The following is a 20,151-nucleotide window of genomic DNA, read 5'->3' on the forward strand; positions in this document are numbered from 1 at the left end:
TGGTTATGTTGGTATTGAATTAAGTGAAGTAAATAAAGTATAATATCCATGAGCATTGTCTCCTTTGTTGATAATGGTTTGTGGTGAATTCATTATACTTCAAAATGGAGGTCAATGCTCTTTTTATTTGCAAACCTCCAATAAATCAAGGTTTTAAAGATTTTTAGAACAATAAAAATGGGTAGTATTTGACACTACCTTAATTTTTAAGGAGACAATTATATGAAAAGGTGGTAGTGAGCCGATGGATTGTTGGTTATATAATATGGAGTTTCTGCCATGAATTGCTTGCATATTCTTACATAGTTTCGTATAATAAAGGGGTAAATTTTGGTTGAAAAACTTGACAACCGACAGCAAAAAAGAGTATACTTTGAAAATCAAACTATAATGGATAAATAAAGGAGAATGATTATGTTAGAAAAGATGAAAGAAATCATTGCAGAGCAGTTAAGCGTAAGTGAGGATGAAGTTACTTTAGAAGCTTCTTTCAAAGATGATCTGGATGCAGATTCCTTAGATTTATTTGAACTTGTAATGGCACTGGAAGAAGAATATGATGTGGAAATTCCATCAGACGATCTTGCTGAACTGAATACAGTTGGAGATGTAATCAATTACTTAAAAGATAAAGGTGTAGAGGACTAGGAACTCACAGATTGACTTATAACTTAGGTTATAAGTCAATTTTTTGAACTAATATTTTGAAACTCAAAATAAATTTTAGATCGACGAGGTAATGATCATGGGTAAAGTCGTATTTATGTTTCCGGGACAGGGAGCGCAGTATGTAGGTATGGGAAAAGATTTTTATGATGAATTTCCATGCAGCAGAGAAATTTTTGATAAGGCAAATGAAGTGTTGGATATTGATGTAAAAAAACTTTGTTTTGAAGAAAATGAAGATATTAACATTACAGAATATACACAAGCAGCAATGGTAACGGCAAGTGTTGCCATTTTAAAAAAAGTAGAAGAAATGGGATTAAAGCCAGATATCACAGCAGGATTAAGCCTTGGAGAATATTGTGCACTAGTTGCAGCTGATGTTATGACTTTTGAAGATGCAGTAAAAGTTGTGAGACAGAGAGGTATTCTTATGCAGGATACGGTGCCGGCAGGAGAAGGTGCAATGTCAGCAGTTCTTGGAATGAAAAAAGAAGCGATCGAAACCGTCCTTGCTGATGCTGAGGGAGTTGTTACTATCGCCAATTATAATTGTCCGGGACAAATTGTTATTTCCGGAGAGACAGAAGCGGTAAAGAAAGCAGGAGAGGCTTTAAAAGAAGCGGGTGCACGAAGAGTGCTGCCATTAAAGGTTAGCGGACCTTTCCATTCACCAATGTTGAAACCTGCAGGAGATAAGCTTTTTGAAGTGCTTTCTGATGTAGAAGTAAAAGATCCTGTGATCCCTTATGTTGCTAATACAACAGCGAAATTTATTACATCAAAAGATTCAGTAAAGGAACTTCTTGGAAAACAGGTTTCTTCTTCTGTTTGCTGGGAACAATCCATAGAAAAAATGATTGAAGACGGAGCAGATACATTTGTAGAAATTGGTCCTGGAAAAACATTATGTGGATTTATGAGAAAAATTAATCGAAATGTAAAAGCGATCAATATTGCCAAAGTGGAAGATTTGGAGAAAATAAAGGAGATTTTAGGATGTTAAAAGGAAAAGTTGCTGTTGTCACAGGTGCAAGTCGTGGAATTGGGCGTGAAGTTGCATTGACATTAGCAGGATATGGAGCAACTGTAATCGTTAATTATTGCGGATCCAAAGAAAAAGCAGAGGCAGTGGTAGAAGAAATTACACAAGCTGGTGGAAAAGCAAAAGCTTATCAGGCGGATGTATCAGAATTTGATGTGGCAAAAGAAATGTTAACTTCTGTAAAAAAAGAATTTGGTTCTATTGATATTCTTGTAAATAATGCAGGAATTACAAAAGATAATCTGATTCTCAAAATGAGCGAAGAAGAATTTGATAAAGTAATCGAAGTAAATTTAAAGGGTGCATTTAACTGTATGAAACATGTATCAAGAATTATGTTAAAACAGCGTTCTGGACATATTATTAATATGTCTTCTGTATCGGGAGTTATTGGTAATGCTGGTCAGGTTAATTATTGTGCATCTAAAGCCGGTATCATTGGAATGACGAAAGCTTTGGCAAGAGAACTTGGATCCAGAGGAATTACAGTGAATGCAGTTGCACCTGGATTTATTGAGACGGAGATGACGGATGTACTTCCAGAAGAAGTAAAAGAAAGTATTTTAAATACAATTCCACTTAAGAGAATCGGACAGACAAAGGATATTGCAGAAACAGTTGCATTTTTATCATCTGATAAAGCGGCATATATTACGGGACAGACCATCGGTGTTGATGGCGGAATGGGCATGTAAAGGAGAAGAACATGAAGAACATGAAGAGAGTTGTGGTTACCGGTATGGGAGCGATTACCCCAATCGGAAACAGTGTAGAAGATTTCTGGAATAGTGTAAAAGCACAAAAGATTGGATTTGCACCAATTTCATATTTTGATGCATCAGAATATAAAGCACATCTGGCAGCGGAAGTAAAAGACTTTAATCCGAAAGATTTTATGGATGCAAAGTCAGCCAGAAGAATGGAAAAGTTTTCACAGTATGCAGTAGCTGCTGCTAAGGAAGCGATTGAAGAATCGGGACTTGATCTTGAAAAAGAAGATACAACAAGAATTGGTGTATCCATTGGTTCTGGTACGGGAAGTCTTCAGATGATTGAGAAAACAACAGAAGTGATCAGGACAAAGGGACCGAAAAGAGTAAAACCACTGGCAGTTCCAATGCTGATTTCAAATATGGCAGCAGGAAATGTATCGATTATGTTTGGCCTGCGTGGAAAAAGCATTAATGTTGTAACCGCATGTGCAACTGGTACACAGTCTATTGGTGAGGCGTACCGTTCTATTCAGGTAGGTGAAGCAGATGTTATGGTTGCAGGAGGTACAGAAGCAGCAATTACACCAGTTACTGTTGGGGGATTTGCGGCACTGACTGCGTTAAGTAGTTCCGATGATCCAAAGAGAGCTTCTATTCCATTTGATAAAGAAAGAGATGGATTTGTCATTGGGGAAGGTGCAGGCGTTGTCGTGCTTGAAAGTTTGGAACATGCACAGGCAAGAGGTGCAAAAATTTTGGCAGAAATTGTAGGATATGGAGCAACTAGCGATGCATTCCATATTACTTCTCCGGCAGAGGATGGAGAAGGAGCAGCAAGAGCCATGGAATTTGCTATGAAAGAAGCAGAAGTAGAACCAGAACAGATTGATTATATCAATGCACATGGAACAAGTACTCATGCAAATGATTTGTTTGAAACAATGGCAGTGAAAAAAGCGCTTGGAGATTATGCAAAAGATGTTGTGATCAGCTCTACAAAATCTATGATTGGTCATGGACTTGGTGCTGCAGGAGCTATCGAATTCATTACTGTGGTAAAATCAATTGAAGAAAACTATATGCATCCAAATGTAGGATTAAAGGTACACGATGAAGAATGTGATCTTAATTATATTACAGAGCCAGTAACGGATAAAGAAGTGAATTATGTATTAAGTAATTCTCTTGGATTTGGTGGACATAATGCAACACTTCTTGCAAAGAAATTTGAGGGATAGGAGGCTTAAAGATGGATATTCAGGAAATGAAAGAACTGATACAGGCAGTATCCAACTCTAATATTGATAAATTTAAATTTGAAAACGATGAATACAAAATAACATTAGAAAAAAATGAGGCAAAAATTGTAACTTCGGAGGACCTTCCAAAAGTACAAGAAGTTTGTACAGTTGCAGCGCCAGAAAAAGATACGGATAAAGCACAAGTAGAAGGAAATCAGGTAACGGCTCCGCTTGTTGGAACTTTCTATGCTGCGCCAGCAGAAGACGCAGATCCATTTGTGTCAGTTGGTGATACAGTGAAAAAGGGACAGGTGATTGGAATTGTGGAAGCAATGAAGTTAATGAATGAAGTAGAAAGTGATTATGAAGGAACCGTTACAGACATTCTCGTAGAAAATGGAGAAATGGTCGAGTATGGACAGCCACTAATTATTGTTCAATAAAGAAAGGGCAGGAATATGTTGGATATAAAAGAAATTATGAATATTATTCCGCACAGAAGTCCGTTTTTACTTGTGGACCGTGTGCTGGAAATGGAAGTTGGAAAACGTATCGTTGCAAGAAAATGTGTAACTTATAATGAACCATTTTTTACAGGACATTTTCCACAAGAACCAGTTATGCCTGGAGTTTTGATGATTGAAGCTTTGGCGCAGGCAGGTGCGATTTGTGTACTCTCGGATGAGAAAAACAAAGGGAAAATTGCATTTCTTGGGGGCGTTAATAAAGCAAAGTTCAGAGGCAAGGTTGTTCCTGGAGATGTTGTAACTTTAGAAGTAGAAATCGTAAAAGTAAAGGGTCCGGTTGGTGTCGGAAAAGGAAAAGCAACAGTTGATGGAAAAGTTGTAGCTTCCGGTGAAATCACATTTATGATTGGATAAGAGAGGTGTCAGCTTATGTTTAAAAAGATTCTGATTGCAAACAGAGGAGAAATTGCAGTCCGTATTATCCGAGCATGTCGTGAAATGGATATTATGTCTGTTGCGATTTGTTCTGAGGCAGATAAAGATGCACTTCATGCGCAGCTTGCGGATCAGACCGTCTGTATTGGGCCTGCTCCTGCAAAAGATAGTTATCTTGATATGGAACGTGTCATTGGAGCTGCTATGGCAGTTGGAGCAGATGCGATTCATCCTGGATTTGGATTTCTTTCAGAGAATAGTAAATTTGTGCGAATGTGTGAAAAATGTAATATTACGTTTATTGGTCCATCAGCAGAAATCATTGACAAAATGGGAAATAAATCAGCAGCCAGAAAGACGATGATGGATGCAGGTGTTCCGGTTGTTCCTGGAACAAAGGATGCCGTTTATGAAGCAAACGAAGGTCAGAAAATTGCAGATGATATGGGATATCCAGTTATGATTAAGGCTTCTGCTGGAGGTGGCGGCAAGGGTATGCGTGTTTGTTATGAATCTAAAGAGTTTGTTCAGACTTTTGAGACCGCACAGATGGAAGCGCAGAATGCCTTTGGTGATGGAACAATGTATATTGAAAAATATATTGAAGATCCGCGCCATATTGAATTTCAGATTCTTGCAGATAAATTTGGAAATACGGTACATCTTGGAGAAAGAGACTGTTCCATTCAAAGAAGGCATCAAAAATTGATAGAGGAATCTCCATCCCCGGCAATTGATAAAAAAACCCGTGAAAAGATGGGAAAAATTGCAGTAAAAGCAGCAAAAGCAGCAGGATATTACAGTGCTGGAACAATTGAATTTTTAAGAGATAAACATGGAGAATTTTACTTTATTGAGATGAATACAAGAATTCAGGTAGAACATCCAGTTACAGAGTGGGTAACCGGAATCGACTTGATTCGTGAACAAATTAGAATCGCTGCAGGACAGCATCTTACTTATGCACAGGAAGACATTCATGTGCGAGGACATGCTATTGAAGTAAGAATTAATGCAGAGGATACAGAACATGATTTTCGTCCGAGTCCTGGAACGGTTACCAATGTTCATTTTCCAGGAGGAAAAGGAGTAAGGATTGATTCTGCATTATTCGCAGGGTATGAAATTCCGCCATATTATGATTCTATGATTGCAAAATTAATCGTTTATGACAAAAACAGGGAATTAGCATTAAGAAAACTTCGAAATGCTCTTGGAGAAGTTGTTTTGGAAGGAATTAAAACAAACATTGATTATCAATATGAGATTATCAATGATGAAGATTTTATTGAGGGAAACATTGATACTGGATTTATTGAAAGATTTCAGGAAAAAAGACAGAAATCTTCGGAGGATGAAGCATTATGTCATTAAAAGATATGTTTAAAAAAAGGACATTAACACCTCAGGAAAAAAGACAGGCAGACAGAATACGAAAAGCTAAAGATACGCTGATGGAATACCAGGCTCCGGAAGGGTTGTTTCAGAAATGTAGTAATTGTGGAAAAGCAGTTTATAATGAGGATATTATTGAAAATTATTATGTATGTCCTCATTGTGGAAGCTATTTCAGAATTCGCCCAAGAACAAGAATTGCCATGGTGATTGATGAGGGAACTTTTAAGGAATGGGATGAATGTATGGAGACAAGTGATCCGCTTGACTTCCCGGGATATAAAAAGAAATTGGAACATCAAAGATCCATTACCAACTTAAATGAAGCAGTCATTACCGGGCAGGGAAAAATTGCAGGAAAAGATGTTGTTATTGCTGTGATGGGTGCTGATTTCATGATGGGAAGCATGGGAGAAGTTGTTGGAGAGAAGATCACGAGAGCCGTAGAACGAGCAACAAAATTGCGTCTTCCAGTAATTATCTTTACTTGTTCAGGAGGAGCAAGAATGCAGGAAGGAATTGTTTCTCTAATGCAGATGGCAAAAACTTCTGCTGCATTAAAACGTCATGATGAGGCAGGACTATTATATATTACTGTTTTAACAGATCCAACCACTGGTGGTGTCACTGCAAGTTTTGCAATGCTTGGAGATGTGATTCTTGCAGAACCTGGAGCTTTGATTGGATTTGCAGGGCCAAGAGTTATTGAACAGACCATTGGACAGAAGCTTCCAGAAGGGTTTCAGAAATCAGAATTTTTACTGGAACATGGATTTGTTGACAAAATCGTAGAACGTAAACATCTGCGAAAAGTGTTAGCTACTGTAATAAGGAGTTGTGAGTATGAGCAATAATTTTACACCATGGGAACGAGTTGAGATTTCAAGATCAGCAGAACGTCCAACAAGTCTTGATTATATTTCTACAATATTTGATCGTTATATGTCTTTGCATGGAGATCGGCTTTGTGGGGATGATAAAGCCATTGTTGGAGGACTTGCATCGATTGGAGGAAAATCCGTCACTGTCATTGGACAGCAAAAGGGACGATCTACAAAAGAAAATATTAAAAGAAACTTTGGAATGCCTTCCCCAGAAGGATACAGAAAATCTTTACGTCTGATGAAACAGGCAGAAAAATTTCATCGACCAATCATTTTATTTGTAGATACACCGGGTGCTTTTTGTGGAATTGAAGCAGAAGAAGGCGGTGTTGGTGAAGCAATTGCAAGAAATTTGTTTGAAATGTCTAGTTTAAAGGTTCCAATTCTTTCTATTATGATTGGAGAAGGTGGAAGTGGCGGAGCTCTTGCAATGGCTGTAGGGAATGAAGTTTGGAGTATGGAAAACTCCACCTATTCTGTGCTTTCACCGGAAGGATTTGCGGCTATTTTGTGGAAAGATGGAAATAGAGCATCAGAAGCTGCAAAAGTTATGAAAATTACAGCACAGGATCTTAAAGAATTAGGAATTATTGAGCAGGTAATTGAAGAAGAAGAAGAACCTGCATGTATCGATAATATCATCGAAATTTCAGAAAAAATGAAAACAATGATCCTTGATTTCATTCAATGTTATGAAAAAATCACACCAGAGGAAATCGCAAAACAGCGTTATGAGCGGTTTCGGAAATTTTAACGGAGGAAATTGTGAAACAATTAAAAATTGGAAATTTGACAGCAAAAGTTCCGATCATACAGGGAGGAATGGGAATTGGCGTAAGCTTAAGTTCCCTTGCCGGAGCCGTGGCAAAGGAAGGCGGCATTGGTGTACTGTCAGCAGCTCAGATTGGTTATAAAGAAAAAGATTTTCTTGAAAATCCAGAGAAAGCTAATTTAAGAGCGATAGGGAAACATATCCGCAGAGCAAGAGAGATTGCTGGTGGAGGAATTATTGGGATCAATATCATGGCGGTTACAAAAAATTATGCGGCTTATGTAAAAGAAGCCATTGCAAATGGAATTGATCTTATTATTACGGGAGCAGGGCTTCCAACGGAACTGCCGGCTATTGCAAAAGGAGCAGCTACAAAACTAGTGCCGATTGTATCTCCCGCAAAATCAGCAAGAGTTATTTTAAAATTGTGGGATCGAAAGCACCATACAGCTCCAGATGCATTAATTGTAGAAGGGCCAAAGGCTGGAGGGCATCTCGGATTTAAATATGATCAGCTGATAGATAAAGATGTTAACGAGAAACATGAAGAAGATATCAAAAAAATTCTTGAAATGGTAAAACCATATGAAGAAAAATATAAAAAAGAGATTCCGGTAATTGTTGCTGGTGGTATTTCATCGAAAGAAGATATGAATCATTATATGGACATGGGAGCAGCTGGAATTCAGATTGCAACACCATTTGTTGTAACAGAAGAATGTGATGCTAGCCAAGCTTATAAGGATACTTATTTAAATTGCAAAAAAGAAGATATTATCATTGTGAAGAGCCCGGTAGGTCTTCCGGGACGTGCAATTCGAAATAAATTTATGGAAGAAGTAAAGAAAAAAGGAAGAATTGCACCGAAACGATGTTATCAGTGCATGGAACATTGTAATCCGAAAGAAACACTTTACTGTATTTCACAAGGATTAATTAATGCAGTAGAAGGCAAAATTGATGAGGCACTTCTATTTTGCGGGGCAGATGCTTGGAAATATGATCAGATGACAACAGTAAAAAAAGTCATTGAACGATATATATAAAATATTTTATTATGAAAAAAAGAGACCATCGCAGTAACGACAAAATGAATGTGATGGTCTTTTGTTTTTTAATTTGAGATATATTGGATAATTTCGTCTGCTTTCTGATTATGTTTGTTATGTACCTCAGTGACAAACAAGGTAAACATTAATTTTGGAAAAATTTTAAATATAAAGCTCTAATTCTCTGGATTTGTGACTATTTTCATTTACTTGTATCGAAATTTGGTGAGAAAAGATTGAGTTTCTTCTATATATAATAAGGAAGGAATTCGTTTTTTAAATTATTATGTTAGAAATCAGAGCGAAAGCAGATAGGAAAGTGCCTGCTTTTGTATTTTATTGCATACAAGTAAAAAAAATTAAAAAAGTTCTTGCATTTATTTTAATCTTCATATATAATCATAAATGTTGTGACCTTGATAGCGTTGAAGCGTGAGGTTGCTGTAAGGGCAAAAGCCTTTGCAGGTTTTCCGTGGAGCAAATGTCAAGTTGTTAAAACTGGCGACAAGTCACTGTACGAATATACAATCTATTATAGCATCGAAGCAATTCGAAATAGAGACGCAGTGTGTAGATTTCACGATACACACGGAGGAGTGTACAGTCACCACTTGTCGTGCTACAAGAAAATTATAGTGCGAAAAGGAGGCGGCTTTTTTTATGGCAGCAAGTCAGGTAATGAGAATTACATTAAAAGCATATGATCATCAGTTAATCGATGCATCTGCAAAGAGTATTATTGAAACAGTAAAGAAAACAGGATCTAAGGTGAGTGGACCAGTTCCAATGCCTACTAAGAAAGAAATCGTTACAATTCTTAGAGCAACTCACAAATATAAAGATTCTAGAGAACAGTTCGAACAGAGAACTCATAAGAGACTGATTGATATCATCACACCAACACAGAAAACAGTTGATGCTTTATCTAAACTTGAAGTACCAGCTGGTGTGTACATCGATATCAAGATGAAAAACAAATAAGGTAATCCCTACAGGGTTATGAGTAAGTGAGGTATCCCCTTAAGCTTGTAGCGTCTAGGATGATTACAACGTAAAGCGTTATAATCCGCTGTAGATTAAATAGGAGGAACAATCAAAATGAAAAAAGCGATTTTAACAACAAAAGTCGGAATGACTCAGATCTTTAATGAAGATGGAGTTTTGACTCCAGTTACTGTATTACAGGCTGGACCTTGTGTCGTTACTCAGGTTAAAACAGTAGAAAACGACGGATACAGTGCAGTTCAGGTTGGTTTTGTTGACAAGAAAGAAAAAGGAATCAACAAACCATTAAAAGGACACTTCGATAAAGCAGAAGTATCTGCAAAGAGATTTGTAAGAGAATTCAGATTTGAAAACGCAGAAGAATATACAGTTGGTCAGGAAATTAAGGCTGACATCTTCGCAGCAGGAGATAAAATTGATGTTACTGCAACATCAAAAGGTAAAGGATATGCTGGTGGTATCAAACGTCATGGTTTGAAATCAGGTCCATCTGCCCATGGTTCTAAATATCATCGTCATGCAGGTTCCAACGGTATGGCTTCTGATCCTAGCAAAGTATTCAAAGGAAAGAAAATGCCAGGACAGATGGGAGCTGAAAGAGTTACCGTTCAGAATCTGGAAGTAGTAAAAGTTGACGCTGATCAGAACATTATTTTAGTAAAAGGTTCCGTACCTGGACCAAAGAAATCTTTAGTAATGTTAAAAGAATCAGTAAAGGCGTAGGTCTTTAGAAGAAAGGAGGACTATATAAGATGGCAACAGTATCTGTATTAAATATGGAAGGCAAAGAAGTTGAAAAATTAGATCTTAATGACAGCATCTTTGACGTTGAAATAAATGAACATTTAGTACATCTGGCAGTTGTAAGCCAGTTAGCAAATAACCGTCAGGGAACTCAGAAAGCAAAGACACGTTCTGAAGTTCGTGGTGGTGGAAGAAAACCTTGGAGACAGAAAGGAACAGGTCATGCAAGACAGGGATCTATCCGTGCTCCACAGTGGACAGGCGGAGGAGTTGTATTTGCTCCAACACCAAGAGACTATACAAAAACATTAAACAAAAAAGAAAGACGTCTGGCTTTAAAATCTGCTCTGACATCTAGAGTACAGGCTGATAAGTTTATTGTTGTTGATGAATTCAAATTTGATGAAATCAAAACAAAGAACGTAAAAGCTATGCTGGATAATGTTGGTGCTAAAAAAGCATTAGTTGTTATGGGAGATAAGAACGATAATCTGATCTTATCTGCAAAGAACATCCCAGGCGTAAAAACAGCTTTAACAAATACAATCAATGTATATGATATTTTAAAATATGACACTGTAGTTGTTTCTAAGGAAGCAGTTGCAAATATCGAGGAGGTATATGCATAATGGCAGATATTAAATATTATGACGTTATCTTAAAGCCGGTAATCACAGAAAAAAGCATGAATGCCATGGCTGAAAAGAAATATACTTTTTTAGTTCATCCATCTGCTACTAAGAATCAGATCAAAGAAGCAGTGGAAAAAATGTTCGAAGGAACAAAAGTAGCAAAAGTCAACACAATGAATAACGATGGAAAAACAAAGAGACGTGGAATGACTTTTGGAAAAACTGCAAAAACAAAGAAAGCGATTGTACAGCTTACAGAAGAAAGTGCTGATATCGAAATCTTCGCAGGATTATAGGATAAAGTACGAATAAGCAGTTTAAAATGACACTATACGCAACAAAAGCGTGATATCAAATCAGATTTGAAAGGAGAAAAAAATGGGAATTAAAACATATAACCCATATACACCTTCCAGGAGACATATGACCGGTTTAGATTTTGATGTAATTACAAAATCAACTCCAGAAAAATCTCTGGTAACTTCTTTAAAGAAGAACGCTGGTCGTAACAATCAGGGTAAAATTACAGTAAGACACCGCGGAGGCGGATCTAGAAGAAAATACAGAATCATCGACTTTAAGAGAAATAAAGACGGTGTTCCTGCAACAGTAACAGCGATCGAATATGATCCAAACAGAACAGCAAACATCGCTCTGTTAACATATGCAGACGGTGAAAAAAGATATATCATTGCTCCGAACAAATTAGCAGTTGGAACAACTGTTATGAATGGTCCGGATGCAGAAATTAAAGTTGGAAACTGCCTTCCATTGGCAAACATTCCGGTTGGTACAGAAATCCATAACATTGAGATGTATCCTGGAAAAGGCGGACAGCTGGTTCGTTCTGCAGGAAACTCTGCACAGCTTATGGCAAAAGAAGGAAAATATGCAACCCTCCGTTTACCATCTGGCGAAATGAGAATGGTGCCGGTTATCTGCCGCGCAACAATCGGTCAGGTTGGAAACATCGAGCATGATCTTGTAAACATTGGTAAAGCAGGACGTAAACGTCATATGGGATTCCGTCCTACAGTTCGTGGTTCTGTTATGAACCCTAATGACCATCCACACGGTGGTGGTGAAGGTAAGACTGGTATCGGTAGACCGGGACCATGTACACCTTGGGGAAAACCTGCATTAGGATTAAAGACCCGCAAGAAAAACAAGCAATCTAACAAGATGATCGTAAGAAGAAGAGATGGTAAAACTGTTAAATAGTACAAGGAGGTAAACTTATGGCTCGTTCACTTAAAAAAGGACCATTTGCAGATAAGGGTTTACTTAAGAAAGTAGACGCTATGAACGAAGCAGGAGACAAAAGTGTAATCAAAACTTGGTCTCGTCGTTCAACAATCTTCCCATCATTCGTAGGACACACAATCGCAGTTCATGATGGAAGAAAACATGTGCCAGTATATATTACAGAAGATATGGTTGGACACAAACTTGGAGAGTTCGTTGCAACAAGAACTTTCCGTGGACATACCAAAGCTGAAAAGAAATCCGGAATGAAATAATTAGTTGGAAGGAGGTTTCATTTAAATGGCAAAGAAATACAGCAGATCTCAGTACAAAAAAGAGAGAAATGCAAATAAAGATACAAGACCGAAAGCGACATTAAGAAACGCAAGAGTTTCTACAACAAAAGCAGCTTTTGTGTTAGACGCAATCAGAGGAAAAGATGTGGAAACAGCACTTGGTATTTTACTTTACAATCCAAGATATGCTTCAACATTAATTGAAAAGTTATTAAAATCTGCAATCGCAAACGCAGAAAACAATAACGGAATGGACCCAGAAAACCTTTATATCGCAGAATGTTATGCAAATAAAGGACCTACAATGAAGAGAGTAAAACCTAGAGCGCAGGGTAGAGCTTACAGAATCGAACATAGAATGAGCCATATTACACTTGTGCTTGATGAAAGATAGAAGGAGGCAAACATGGGACAGAAAGTTAATCCTCATGGTCTGAGAGTCGGAGTTATCAAAGATTGGGATTCTAGATGGTATGCAGAAGATTCTTTCGCAGATAACCTTGTAGAAGACGATAAAATCAGAAAATACGTAAAGAAAAGATTATATAATGCTGGAATTTCAAGAATTGAAATTGAAAGAGCATCTGATAGAGTAAAATTAATCGTTTACACAGCAAAACCTGGTGTTGTAATCGGTAAAGGTGGTTCTTCTATCGAAGAACTGAAAAAAGAACTTCAGAAAATGACAGATAAGAAATTACTGATCGACGTTAAAGAAGTAAAAAGACCAGACAAAGATGCACAGCTTGTTGCAGAAAACATTGCACAGCAACTTGAAAATCGTATTTCTTTCAGACGTGCGATGAAATCATGCATGCAGCGTACAATGAGAGCTGGAGCACTTGGAATCAAAACATCCGTATCTGGACGTTTAGGTGGAGCAGATATGGCTCGTACAGAATTTTACAGCGAAGGAACAATTCCTCTTCAGACACTTCGTGCTGATATCGATTATGGATTCGCTGAAGCAAATACAACTTATGGTAAAGTTGGTGTAAAAACATGGATTTACCACGGTGAAGTACTTCCTACAAAGAATACGGAAGGGGGAAATAAATAATGTTAATGCCAAAGAGAGTAAAACGTCGTAAACAGTTCCGCGGAAGCATGCGCGGAAAAGCGCTGCGCGGTAACAAGATTACTTATGGTGAATTTGGTATCGTGGCAACAGAACCAGCATGGATCACAGCAAACCAGATCGAAGCTGCCCGTGTCGCTATGACTCGTTATATTAAACGTGGTGGTAAAGTTTGGATTAAGATTTTCCCAGATAAGCCGGTTACAGCACAGCCTGCTGAAACTCGAATGGGTAAAGGTAAAGGTAACTTAGAGTATTGGGTAGCAGTTGTAAAACCAGGAAGAGTTATGTTTGAAATTGGTGGCGTAAGTGAAGAACTCGCAAGAGAAGCGTTACGTCTTGCTGTACACAAACTACCTGTAAAGTGTAAAATTGTTTCTCGTGAAGCTTTAGAAGGCGGTGACAACAGTGAAAACTAAAGATTTTGTAAAAGAATTAAATAATAAGTCATTAGACGAATTAAACAATGAGCTAGTAGCTGCGAAAAAAGAATTATTCAACTTAAGATTCCAGAATGCAACAAATCAGCTTGAAAATACAAGCAGAATCAAAGAAGTAAGAAGAAATATTGCGCGTATTCAGGGTGCAATTACAGCGAAAGCGAATGCTTAGTAATTTCGAAAGGAGGAATTTGTTGTGGAAAGAAATTTAAGAAAGACCCGTGTAGGGAAAGTCGTTAGTGATAAGATGGATAAGACAATCGTAGTTGCAATCGAAGATAACGTAAAACATCCATTATATAAAAAGATCGTAAAGAGAACTTACAAATTAAAGGCTCATGACGAAAATAACGAATGCAACATTGGAGATAGAGTAAAGGTTATGGAAACAAGACCTCTTTCTAAAGATAAGAGATGGAGACTTGTAGAAATTATCGAAAGAGCAAAATAATTTTGCTTGGTTGGAAAGGAGAATAAAGGAATGATTCAGCAGGAGTCAAGACTTAAAGTAGCCGACAACACAGGAGCAAAAGAAATCCTTTGCATTCGCGTGTTAGGAGGATCTACCAGAAGATATGCTAACATCGGTGATGTAATTGTCGCTACGGTTAAAGATGCAACACCAGGTGGCGTTGTAAAAAAAGGTGAAGTAGTCAGAGCAGTTGTTGTTCGTACAAAGAAAGGTGCCCGTCGTAAAGATGGTTCTTATATCAAATTTGACGAGAATGCTGCTGTAATTATCAAAGACGATATGAATCCAAAAGGAACTCGTATCTTCGGACCAGTGGCAAGAGAGCTTAGAGACAAGAAATTTATGAAGATTGTTTCATTAGCGCCAGAAGTATTATAAGGAGGAAACACTGTGTCAGCAATTAGAATTAAAAAAGGCGATTTAGTTAAAATCATCGCTGGTAAAGATAAAGACAAAGAAGGAAAAGTAATTGCTGTTGATCAGAAAAAAGGTACAGTCGTTGTAGAAGGTGCCAACATGATCACAAAGCATACAAAACCAAGTCCTGCAAACCAGCAGGGTGGAATCGTAAGCCAGGAAGGCCCAATGGATGTTTCCAATGTAATGTATGTGCATAATGGAAAAACAACAAAAATTGGCTACAAAGTAGTTGATGGCAAAAAAGTTCGTGTTGCCCGTGCAACAGGCGAAGTAATTGACTAATTGAGAGAGGAGGTTTACGCAGGTGAGTAGATTACATGACAAATATAGCAGCGAAATTAAAGATGCTATGATGAAGAAATTCGAATACAAAAATATTATGCAGGTACCAAAGCTTGAAAAGATCGTTATTAATATGGGCGTTGGTGAAGCAAAAGAAAATAAGAAAGCATTAGATACAGCAATTGCTGATCTTGAGACAATTTCAGGACAGAAGGCAGTCGTAACAAGAGCAAGAAAATCTGTTGCGAACTTCAAATTAAGAGAAGGTATGCCAATCGGATGTAAAGTTACATTACGTGGTGAAAGAATGTATGAATTTGCTGATCGTTTAATTAACTTAGCATTACCTCGAGTACGTGACTTCAGAGGAGTTAACCAGAACTCTTTCGATGGTAGAGGTAACTATGCATTAGGTATTAAAGAACAGCTGATTTTCCCAGAAATCGAATACGATAAAGTAGATAAAGTAAGAGGTATGGATATCATCTTCGTTACAACAGCGAACACAGATGAAGAAGCTCGTGAATTATTAACTTTATTTGGTATGCCGTTTAAGAAATAGTTAGGAGGGTTCCCATGGCTAAGAAGTCAATGGTTGCAAAACAGAAAAGAAAAGCAAAATTCTCTACAAGAGAATATAGCCGTTGCAGAATCTGCGGACGTCCACATGCTTATTTAAGAAAATATGGAATTTGCAGAGTATGCTTCCGTGAATTAGCATATAAAGGACAGATTCCAGGTGTCAAAAAGGCAAGCTGGTAGAATAAGGAAGGAGGAACACAGAAATGACAATGAGCGATCCTATTGCAGATATGCTTACAAGAATTCGTAATGCGAATACTGCGAAACATGATACAGTAGAAATTCCTGCTTCTAAAATGAAGACAGCGATTGCAGAAATCTTATTAAACGAAGGTTTCATCAAAGCTTATGAAGTAAAAGAAGAAGGAACATTCAGCACAATCGTAGTAACTTTAAAATATGGTGCTGACAAAAATGAAAAAATCATTACAGGACTTAAGAGAATCTCTAAACCAGGTCTGCGTGTATACGCAGGAGCAGATGAACTTCCAAAAGTACTTGGAGGACTGGGAATTGCGATCATCTCAACAAACAAAGGACTGTTAACAGATAAAGAAGCAAGAAAACAGAACGTGGGTGGAGAAGTATTAGCATTTGTATGGTAGACATTGGGCATTTAATGAGAGCAAGCAATAGCGTAGCTCGAATTTAGTGCGAAAGTCCATCTTAGTGAATCCGAGCCAAAGGCGCAAGATACGCTTAGTTGAATGGATGTACCCTGTTTATTATATGATACCGATATTCACTATTCTGAAAACAGAAGGGACATATCCCGTCCCTTCCGACAATTTAAGGAGGTAACCTATGTCTCGTATAGGTAGATTGCCAGTCGATATCCCTGCAGGAGTAGAGGTAAAGATTGAAGAAGGAAATAAAGTGACTGTAAAAGGTCCTAAGGGAACATTAGAAAAATGTTTACCAGTTGAAATGACAATTAAAGTAGAAGATAATCAGGTCGTTGTTACAAGACCAAATGACTTAAAGAAAATGAAATCTTTACATGGTCTTACAAGATCTTTAATCGCCAACATGATTACAGGAGTATCTGAAGGATATTCAAAGAAACTGGAAATCAACGGTGTTGGTTACAGAGCACAGAAAAAAGGAAAAGAAATCACTTTCAACCTTGGATTCTCACATCCAGTAGTTATGACAGATCCAGAAGGTATTGAAACTGAAATGGATGGTCAGAATATCATTATCGTAAAAGGTATTGATAAAGAAAAAGTTGGACAGTATGCGGCTGAAATCAGAGAACTTAGAAAACCAGAACCTTACAAAGGTAAAGGTATCAAGTATGCTGATGAAGTAATCAGACGTAAAGTAGGAAAAACCGGGGCTAAATAAAGGAGTGATATAGGATGATTAGAAAAGAATCAAGAAGCAAGATTCGTGCGAAAAAACACTACAAGCTTCGTAATCGAATCAATGGAACAAGCGAAAGACCTCGCTTAAGTGTATTTAGAAGTAATGATCATATGTACGCTCAGATTATTGACGACACTGTTGGAAATACATTAGTATCTGCTTCAACAACTCAGAAAGACGTAAAGGCAGAACTGGACAAAACAAATGATGTTGCCGCAGCAAGCTACTTAGGTAAAGTAGTTGCCGAAAGAGCTCTGGCAAAAGGTATCACAGAAGTTGTCTTTGACAGAGGCGGATTTATTTATCATGGTAAAATTGAAGCATTAGCAGATGCAGCTCGTGAAGCTGGTCTGAAATTCTAATAGGAGGAAGTCAAATGAAGCATACACTTATCGATCCTAGTCAGTTAGAACTGGAAGACAAAGTTGTATCCATCAAACGTGTTACCAAAGTAGTTAAAGGTGGACGTAACATGAGATTTGCAGCTTTAGTTGTAGTAGGAGATAAAAATGGTCATGTTGGTGCTGGATTAGGAAAAGCTGCTGAAATTCCTGAAGCAATTCGTAAAGGAAGAGAAGCTGCAGCAAAAAGCCTTGTAGAAGTGCCAATCGACGAAAAAGGAACAACACCACACGATTTCACAGGAAACTTCGGAGGAGCATCTGTATTATTAAAGACATCTCCAGAAGGTACTGGAATTATCGCCGGAGGTCCTTCCCGTGTCGTACTGGAACTTGCAGGATATAAAAATATCCGTTCTAAATCTTTAGGTTCTAACAACAAACAGAACGTTGTTCTTGCAACAATCGAAGGATTAAAGAACTTAAAAACTCCAGAAGAAGTAGCAAAACTACGTGGTAAATCAGTAGAAGAGCTATTAGGATAAGGAGGAAGTCAAAATGGCAGATAAATTGAAAATTACTTTAGTAAAATCAACAATCGGTGCTATTCCAAAGCACAAAAAAACAGTAGAAGCATTAGGACTTAAAAAAGTTAACAAAACAGTTGAACTTCCAGACAATGCAGCTACTCGCGGAATGATTCACCAGGTGAAACATTTAGTAAAAGTAGAAGAAATCTAATTATTGAGCAAGGAGGTGTAACGGAATGGAATTATCAAACTTACGTCCAGCAGAAGGATCTACACATAGTGATGCCTTTAGAAGAGGCCGTGGACATGGTTCAGGAAATGGAAAAACTGCAGGTAAAGGACATAAAGGACAGAAAGCACGTTCAGGCGGTGGAGTAAGACCAGGTTTTGAAGGTGGACAGATGCCTTTATATAGACGTATTCCAAAGAGAGGTTTCACATGCAGAAACTCTAAAGATATCGTTGGAATTAACGTATCTGCTTTAGAAAGATTCGAAGATGGTGCAGAAGTATCTGTAGAAACATTAATCGAAGCAGGCATCGTTTCAAATCCAAGAGATGGTGTTAAAATTTTAGGAAATGGAGAACTGACTAAGAAGCTCAATGTGAAAGCAAATGCATTTAGTGCAGGTGCAAAAGCAAAAATTGAAGCACTGGGTGGAAAAGCAGAGGTGATCTAGGATGGCAAACGCTGTTGTCAGCGCGTTCAAGAACAAACAGCTAAGAAAGAAATTGCTTTTTACAATTTTTATTTTAATTGTTGTACGTATAGGATCACAATTACCAATACCGGAGATTGATAGTGCACAGATTAGTGCCTATTTAAAGAGTACATTAGGCGATTCCATCAGCCTTCTGAACTCTTTTACCGGAGGGTCATTCACACAAATGTCGGTCTTCGCATTAAGCGTAACTCCGTACATCACGTCATCGATCATTATCCAGCTGATGACGATTGTCATTCCAGCATTGGAAGAAATGCAAAAAGACGGAGAAGATGGAAGAAAGCGAATGGCAAAGATTACACGTTATGTAACCGTTGTGCTCGCAGTTATTGAAGGTGCAGGACTTGCTATCGGCCTTGGTAACAGAGGTGCGTTAGGAACAGACTACACCAATTTCACAATAGTCACAATGATCGTTGCCCTGACTGCAGGTGCCGTTCTTGTTATGTGGCTTGGTGAAAGAATCACAGAAAGCGGAATTGGAAATGGTATTTCTATTATCCTGCTTGTGAATATCGTTTCCGGTATGCCGAGCGATTTTTATTCTCTTTATAATCAATTTATGAAGGGAAAACAGATTGGTCCTGCTTTGATTGCAGGATGTGTCATTGCAGTAGTAGTACTTGCAATGGTACTCTTTGTTGTAGTATTATCAGATGCAGAGAGGCATATACCGGTACAGTATTCCAAAAAAATTCAGGGAAGAAAGCTGACAGGCGGACAGTCCAGCAATATTCCTTTAAAAGTTAATACCGCAGGGGTAATGCCAATTATCTTTGCATCCTCAATTATGCAGTTCCCAATCATGCTGCAAAATCTGTTCCACTATAATGGAACTGGTTTCTGGGGAAAAGTATTAACAAGTTTAAATTCGTCCGTCTGGTTTGATGCATCCCATCCAAAAAGATCACTGGGATTGATTGTTTATATCGTTCTGGTTGTTTTGTTTGCATATTTCTATACATCGATTACTTTTAATCCGTTAGAAATTTCAAACAATATGAAAAAACAGGGAGGCTTTATTCCAGGAATCAGACCGGGAAAACCTACAGTAGATTATTTGAATAAAATATTAAAATATATTATATTTATCGGAGCTACAGGACTGACAATTGTCGCAATCGTACCATTTTTCTTTAATGGAGTATTCGGTGCAAGCGTTTCATTTGGAGGAACATCCATCATCATCGTTGTAGGTGTTATTCTTGAGACAATTAAACAGATTAAGTCACAATTGTTAGTGCAGAATTATTCTGGTTTTTTAAGTGAGTAAATATTTGACTGGGCGGAATCTGTTCTGTATATCAGGTGTCAGAAGACCAGG

General features: G+C 37.8%; 30 protein-coding genes and 1 pseudogene. All 31 read left to right on the forward strand.

Annotated elements, in window-relative coordinates; all coding sequences use genetic code 11:
• Nucleotides 1–414 precede the first annotated feature (414 nt).
• Entirely contained in the window at nucleotides 415–648 is a 234-nt protein-coding gene (gene acpP, locus KQI71_RS11525; protein WP_216436280.1) for an acyl carrier protein, read from the forward strand.
• 97 nt (nucleotides 649–745) lie between these two features.
• Entirely contained in the window at nucleotides 746–1,672 is a 927-nt protein-coding gene (gene fabD / locus KQI71_RS11530; RefSeq protein ID WP_216436281.1) for an ACP S-malonyltransferase, read from the forward strand.
• A complete protein-coding gene (gene fabG / locus KQI71_RS11535; RefSeq protein WP_216436282.1) occupies nucleotides 1,666–2,406 on the forward strand; it encodes a 3-oxoacyl-[acyl-carrier-protein] reductase in 741 nt (246 codons plus the stop codon). The genes fabD and fabG overlap by 7 nt, the downstream gene beginning before the upstream one ends.
• Before the next feature lie 11 nt (nucleotides 2,407–2,417).
• Nucleotides 2,418–3,662: a beta-ketoacyl-ACP synthase II gene (gene fabF, locus KQI71_RS11540; protein ID WP_330655405.1), complete on the forward strand. Its 1,245-nt coding sequence runs from the start codon at nucleotides 2,418–2,420 to the stop codon at nucleotides 3,660–3,662.
• An 11-nt stretch (nucleotides 3,663–3,673) separates the two neighbouring features.
• Nucleotides 3,674–4,108: an acetyl-CoA carboxylase biotin carboxyl carrier protein gene (gene accB / locus KQI71_RS11545; protein WP_216436283.1), complete on the forward strand. Its 435-nt coding sequence runs from the start codon at nucleotides 3,674–3,676 to the stop codon at nucleotides 4,106–4,108.
• 15 nt (nucleotides 4,109–4,123) lie between these two features.
• Entirely contained in the window at nucleotides 4,124–4,546 is a 423-nt protein-coding gene (gene fabZ, locus KQI71_RS11550) for a 3-hydroxyacyl-ACP dehydratase FabZ (protein ID WP_216436284.1), read from the forward strand.
• 15 nt (nucleotides 4,547–4,561) lie between these two features.
• Complete coding sequence (locus tag KQI71_RS11555; protein ID WP_216436285.1) at nucleotides 4,562–5,941, forward strand: acetyl-CoA carboxylase biotin carboxylase subunit; 1,380 nt, start codon at nucleotides 4,562–4,564, stop codon at nucleotides 5,939–5,941.
• Nucleotides 5,932–7,600: pseudogene (locus KQI71_RS13040) on the forward strand (acetyl-CoA carboxylase carboxyltransferase subunit alpha). The gene KQI71_RS11555 and the pseudogene KQI71_RS13040 overlap by 10 nt, the downstream one beginning before the upstream one ends.
• Nucleotides 7,601–7,611: 11 nt before the next feature.
• Complete coding sequence (locus tag KQI71_RS11565; protein WP_216436286.1) at nucleotides 7,612–8,664, forward strand: NAD(P)H-dependent flavin oxidoreductase; 1,053 nt, start codon at nucleotides 7,612–7,614, stop codon at nucleotides 8,662–8,664.
• A gap of 663 nt (nucleotides 8,665–9,327) precedes the next feature.
• Nucleotides 9,328–9,648 (forward strand): 30S ribosomal protein S10, encoded by a 321-nt coding sequence (gene rpsJ / locus KQI71_RS11570; RefSeq protein ID WP_216436287.1) that lies wholly within the window; start codon nucleotides 9,328–9,330, stop codon nucleotides 9,646–9,648.
• Nucleotides 9,649–9,765: 117 nt separating this feature from the next.
• A complete protein-coding gene (gene rplC, locus KQI71_RS11575; RefSeq protein ID WP_216436288.1) occupies nucleotides 9,766–10,395 on the forward strand; it encodes a 50S ribosomal protein L3 in 630 nt (209 codons plus the stop codon).
• A gap of 29 nt (nucleotides 10,396–10,424) precedes the next feature.
• Nucleotides 10,425–11,045: a 50S ribosomal protein L4 gene (gene rplD, locus KQI71_RS11580; protein ID WP_216436289.1), complete on the forward strand. Its 621-nt coding sequence runs from the start codon at nucleotides 10,425–10,427 to the stop codon at nucleotides 11,043–11,045.
• Entirely contained in the window at nucleotides 11,045–11,344 is a 300-nt protein-coding gene (rplW, locus tag KQI71_RS11585) for a 50S ribosomal protein L23 (RefSeq protein WP_216436290.1), read from the forward strand. Before rplD ends, rplW begins: the two co-directional genes overlap by 1 nt.
• An 82-nt stretch (nucleotides 11,345–11,426) precedes the next feature.
• The gene (rplB, locus tag KQI71_RS11590) at nucleotides 11,427–12,269 is read left to right on the forward strand and encodes a 50S ribosomal protein L2 (RefSeq protein WP_216436291.1); all 843 of its coding nucleotides are present in this window, start codon (nucleotides 11,427–11,429) and stop codon (nucleotides 12,267–12,269) included.
• A 17-nt stretch (nucleotides 12,270–12,286) separates the two neighbouring features.
• Nucleotides 12,287–12,568, forward strand: coding sequence for a 30S ribosomal protein S19 (gene rpsS / locus KQI71_RS11595; protein WP_216436292.1), 282 nt, complete (start codon nucleotides 12,287–12,289; stop codon nucleotides 12,566–12,568).
• Nucleotides 12,569–12,593: 25 nt separating this feature from the next.
• A complete protein-coding gene (gene rplV, locus KQI71_RS11600; RefSeq protein WP_075760117.1) occupies nucleotides 12,594–12,983 on the forward strand; it encodes a 50S ribosomal protein L22 in 390 nt (129 codons plus the stop codon).
• 12 nt (nucleotides 12,984–12,995) lie between these two features.
• The gene (gene rpsC / locus KQI71_RS11605) at nucleotides 12,996–13,649 is read left to right on the forward strand and encodes a 30S ribosomal protein S3 (protein ID WP_216436293.1); all 654 of its coding nucleotides are present in this window, start codon (nucleotides 12,996–12,998) and stop codon (nucleotides 13,647–13,649) included.
• On the forward strand, nucleotides 13,649–14,086 hold the full coding sequence (gene rplP / locus KQI71_RS11610) for a 50S ribosomal protein L16 (protein ID WP_216436294.1): 438 nt from the start codon (nucleotides 13,649–13,651) through the stop codon (nucleotides 14,084–14,086). Before rpsC ends, rplP begins: the two co-directional genes overlap by 1 nt.
• The gene (gene rpmC, locus KQI71_RS11615) at nucleotides 14,076–14,279 is read left to right on the forward strand and encodes a 50S ribosomal protein L29 (RefSeq protein WP_075760120.1); all 204 of its coding nucleotides are present in this window, start codon (nucleotides 14,076–14,078) and stop codon (nucleotides 14,277–14,279) included. Before rplP ends, rpmC begins: the two co-directional genes overlap by 11 nt.
• Before the next feature lie 24 nt (nucleotides 14,280–14,303).
• The gene (gene rpsQ, locus KQI71_RS11620; RefSeq protein ID WP_055197619.1) at nucleotides 14,304–14,558 is read left to right on the forward strand and encodes a 30S ribosomal protein S17; all 255 of its coding nucleotides are present in this window, start codon (nucleotides 14,304–14,306) and stop codon (nucleotides 14,556–14,558) included.
• Between the two features lie 30 nt (nucleotides 14,559–14,588).
• Entirely contained in the window at nucleotides 14,589–14,957 is a 369-nt protein-coding gene (gene rplN, locus KQI71_RS11625; RefSeq protein WP_216436295.1) for a 50S ribosomal protein L14, read from the forward strand.
• Between the two features lie 12 nt (nucleotides 14,958–14,969).
• Nucleotides 14,970–15,281, forward strand: a complete 312-nt coding sequence (rplX, locus tag KQI71_RS11630) for a 50S ribosomal protein L24 (RefSeq protein ID WP_216436296.1) — start codon at nucleotides 14,970–14,972, stop codon at nucleotides 15,279–15,281.
• 22 nt (nucleotides 15,282–15,303) lie between these two features.
• Nucleotides 15,304–15,843 carry a 50S ribosomal protein L5 gene (gene rplE / locus KQI71_RS11635; protein WP_216436297.1) on the forward strand — a complete coding sequence of 180 codons (540 nt, stop codon included), beginning with the start codon at nucleotides 15,304–15,306 and terminating at the stop codon, nucleotides 15,841–15,843.
• 14 nt (nucleotides 15,844–15,857) lie between these two features.
• A complete protein-coding gene (locus KQI71_RS11640) occupies nucleotides 15,858–16,043 on the forward strand; it encodes a type Z 30S ribosomal protein S14 (RefSeq protein ID WP_008393389.1) in 186 nt (61 codons plus the stop codon).
• Nucleotides 16,044–16,066: 23 nt separating this feature from the next.
• The gene (rpsH, locus tag KQI71_RS11645) at nucleotides 16,067–16,468 is read left to right on the forward strand and encodes a 30S ribosomal protein S8 (protein ID WP_216436298.1); all 402 of its coding nucleotides are present in this window, start codon (nucleotides 16,067–16,069) and stop codon (nucleotides 16,466–16,468) included.
• Between the two features lie 199 nt (nucleotides 16,469–16,667).
• Nucleotides 16,668–17,210 carry a 50S ribosomal protein L6 gene (gene rplF / locus KQI71_RS11650; protein ID WP_216436299.1) on the forward strand — a complete coding sequence of 181 codons (543 nt, stop codon included), beginning with the start codon at nucleotides 16,668–16,670 and terminating at the stop codon, nucleotides 17,208–17,210.
• Between the two features lie 14 nt (nucleotides 17,211–17,224).
• A complete protein-coding gene (gene rplR, locus KQI71_RS11655) occupies nucleotides 17,225–17,593 on the forward strand; it encodes a 50S ribosomal protein L18 (RefSeq protein ID WP_216436300.1) in 369 nt (122 codons plus the stop codon).
• A gap of 14 nt (nucleotides 17,594–17,607) precedes the next feature.
• Nucleotides 17,608–18,117: a 30S ribosomal protein S5 gene (gene rpsE, locus KQI71_RS11660; RefSeq protein WP_216436301.1), complete on the forward strand. Its 510-nt coding sequence runs from the start codon at nucleotides 17,608–17,610 to the stop codon at nucleotides 18,115–18,117.
• 13 nt (nucleotides 18,118–18,130) lie between these two features.
• Nucleotides 18,131–18,313: a 50S ribosomal protein L30 gene (rpmD, locus tag KQI71_RS11665; protein WP_216436302.1), complete on the forward strand. Its 183-nt coding sequence runs from the start codon at nucleotides 18,131–18,133 to the stop codon at nucleotides 18,311–18,313.
• Nucleotides 18,314–18,338: 25 nt separating this feature from the next.
• The gene (gene rplO, locus KQI71_RS11670) at nucleotides 18,339–18,782 is read left to right on the forward strand and encodes a 50S ribosomal protein L15 (RefSeq protein ID WP_216436303.1); all 444 of its coding nucleotides are present in this window, start codon (nucleotides 18,339–18,341) and stop codon (nucleotides 18,780–18,782) included.
• A 1-nt stretch (nucleotide 18,783) separates the two neighbouring features.
• Complete coding sequence (secY, locus tag KQI71_RS11675; RefSeq protein ID WP_216436304.1) at nucleotides 18,784–20,100, forward strand: preprotein translocase subunit SecY; 1,317 nt, start codon at nucleotides 18,784–18,786, stop codon at nucleotides 20,098–20,100.
• Nucleotides 20,101–20,151: the final 51 nt, after the last annotated feature.

The sequence above is a fragment of the Anaerostipes sp. MSJ-23 genome (assembly GCF_018918155.1).
GTDB lineage: Bacteria > Bacillota > Clostridia > Lachnospirales > Lachnospiraceae > Anaerostipes.

Bases quoted from the DNA above. Each gene is read 5' to 3' on its own strand.
- fabF (WP_330655405.1), top strand. From the start codon at position 2,418: ATGAAGAACATGAAGAGAGTTGTGGTTACCGGTATGGGAGCGATTACC.
- rplW (WP_216436290.1), top strand. From the start codon at position 11,045: ATGGCAGATATTAAATATTATGACGTTATCTTAAAGCCGGTAATCACA.
- fabZ (WP_216436284.1), top strand. From the start codon at position 4,124: ATGTTGGATATAAAAGAAATTATGAATATTATTCCGCACAGAAGTCCG.
- rplC (WP_216436288.1), top strand. From the start codon at position 9,766: ATGAAAAAAGCGATTTTAACAACAAAAGTCGGAATGACTCAGATCTTT.
- fabG (WP_216436282.1), top strand. From the start codon at position 1,666: ATGTTAAAAGGAAAAGTTGCTGTTGTCACAGGTGCAAGTCGTGGAATT.
- rplB (WP_216436291.1), top strand. From the start codon at position 11,427: ATGGGAATTAAAACATATAACCCATATACACCTTCCAGGAGACATATG.
- rplP (WP_216436294.1), top strand. From the start codon at position 13,649: ATGTTAATGCCAAAGAGAGTAAAACGTCGTAAACAGTTCCGCGGAAGC.
- rplN (WP_216436295.1), top strand. From the start codon at position 14,589: ATGATTCAGCAGGAGTCAAGACTTAAAGTAGCCGACAACACAGGAGCA.
- rplD (WP_216436289.1), top strand. From the start codon at position 10,425: ATGGCAACAGTATCTGTATTAAATATGGAAGGCAAAGAAGTTGAAAAA.
- fabD (WP_216436281.1), top strand. From the start codon at position 746: ATGGGTAAAGTCGTATTTATGTTTCCGGGACAGGGAGCGCAGTATGTA.
- secY (WP_216436304.1), top strand. From the start codon at position 18,784: ATGGCAAACGCTGTTGTCAGCGCGTTCAAGAACAAACAGCTAAGAAAG.
- rpsC (WP_216436293.1), top strand. From the start codon at position 12,996: ATGGGACAGAAAGTTAATCCTCATGGTCTGAGAGTCGGAGTTATCAAA.
- rplF (WP_216436299.1), top strand. From the start codon at position 16,668: ATGTCTCGTATAGGTAGATTGCCAGTCGATATCCCTGCAGGAGTAGAG.
- KQI71_RS11640 (WP_008393389.1), top strand. From the start codon at position 15,858: ATGGCTAAGAAGTCAATGGTTGCAAAACAGAAAAGAAAAGCAAAATTC.
- rpsS (WP_216436292.1), top strand. From the start codon at position 12,287: ATGGCTCGTTCACTTAAAAAAGGACCATTTGCAGATAAGGGTTTACTT.
- rpmD (WP_216436302.1), top strand. From the start codon at position 18,131: ATGGCAGATAAATTGAAAATTACTTTAGTAAAATCAACAATCGGTGCT.
- accB (WP_216436283.1), top strand. From the start codon at position 3,674: ATGGATATTCAGGAAATGAAAGAACTGATACAGGCAGTATCCAACTCT.
- rpsJ (WP_216436287.1), top strand. From the start codon at position 9,328: ATGGCAGCAAGTCAGGTAATGAGAATTACATTAAAAGCATATGATCAT.
- rpsH (WP_216436298.1), top strand. From the start codon at position 16,067: ATGACAATGAGCGATCCTATTGCAGATATGCTTACAAGAATTCGTAAT.
- rplV (WP_075760117.1), top strand. From the start codon at position 12,594: ATGGCAAAGAAATACAGCAGATCTCAGTACAAAAAAGAGAGAAATGCA.
- rplO (WP_216436303.1), top strand. From the start codon at position 18,339: ATGGAATTATCAAACTTACGTCCAGCAGAAGGATCTACACATAGTGAT.
- rplR (WP_216436300.1), top strand. From the start codon at position 17,225: ATGATTAGAAAAGAATCAAGAAGCAAGATTCGTGCGAAAAAACACTAC.
- rpsE (WP_216436301.1), top strand. From the start codon at position 17,608: ATGAAGCATACACTTATCGATCCTAGTCAGTTAGAACTGGAAGACAAA.
- KQI71_RS11555 (WP_216436285.1), top strand. From the start codon at position 4,562: ATGTTTAAAAAGATTCTGATTGCAAACAGAGGAGAAATTGCAGTCCGT.
- acpP (WP_216436280.1), top strand. From the start codon at position 415: ATGTTAGAAAAGATGAAAGAAATCATTGCAGAGCAGTTAAGCGTAAGT.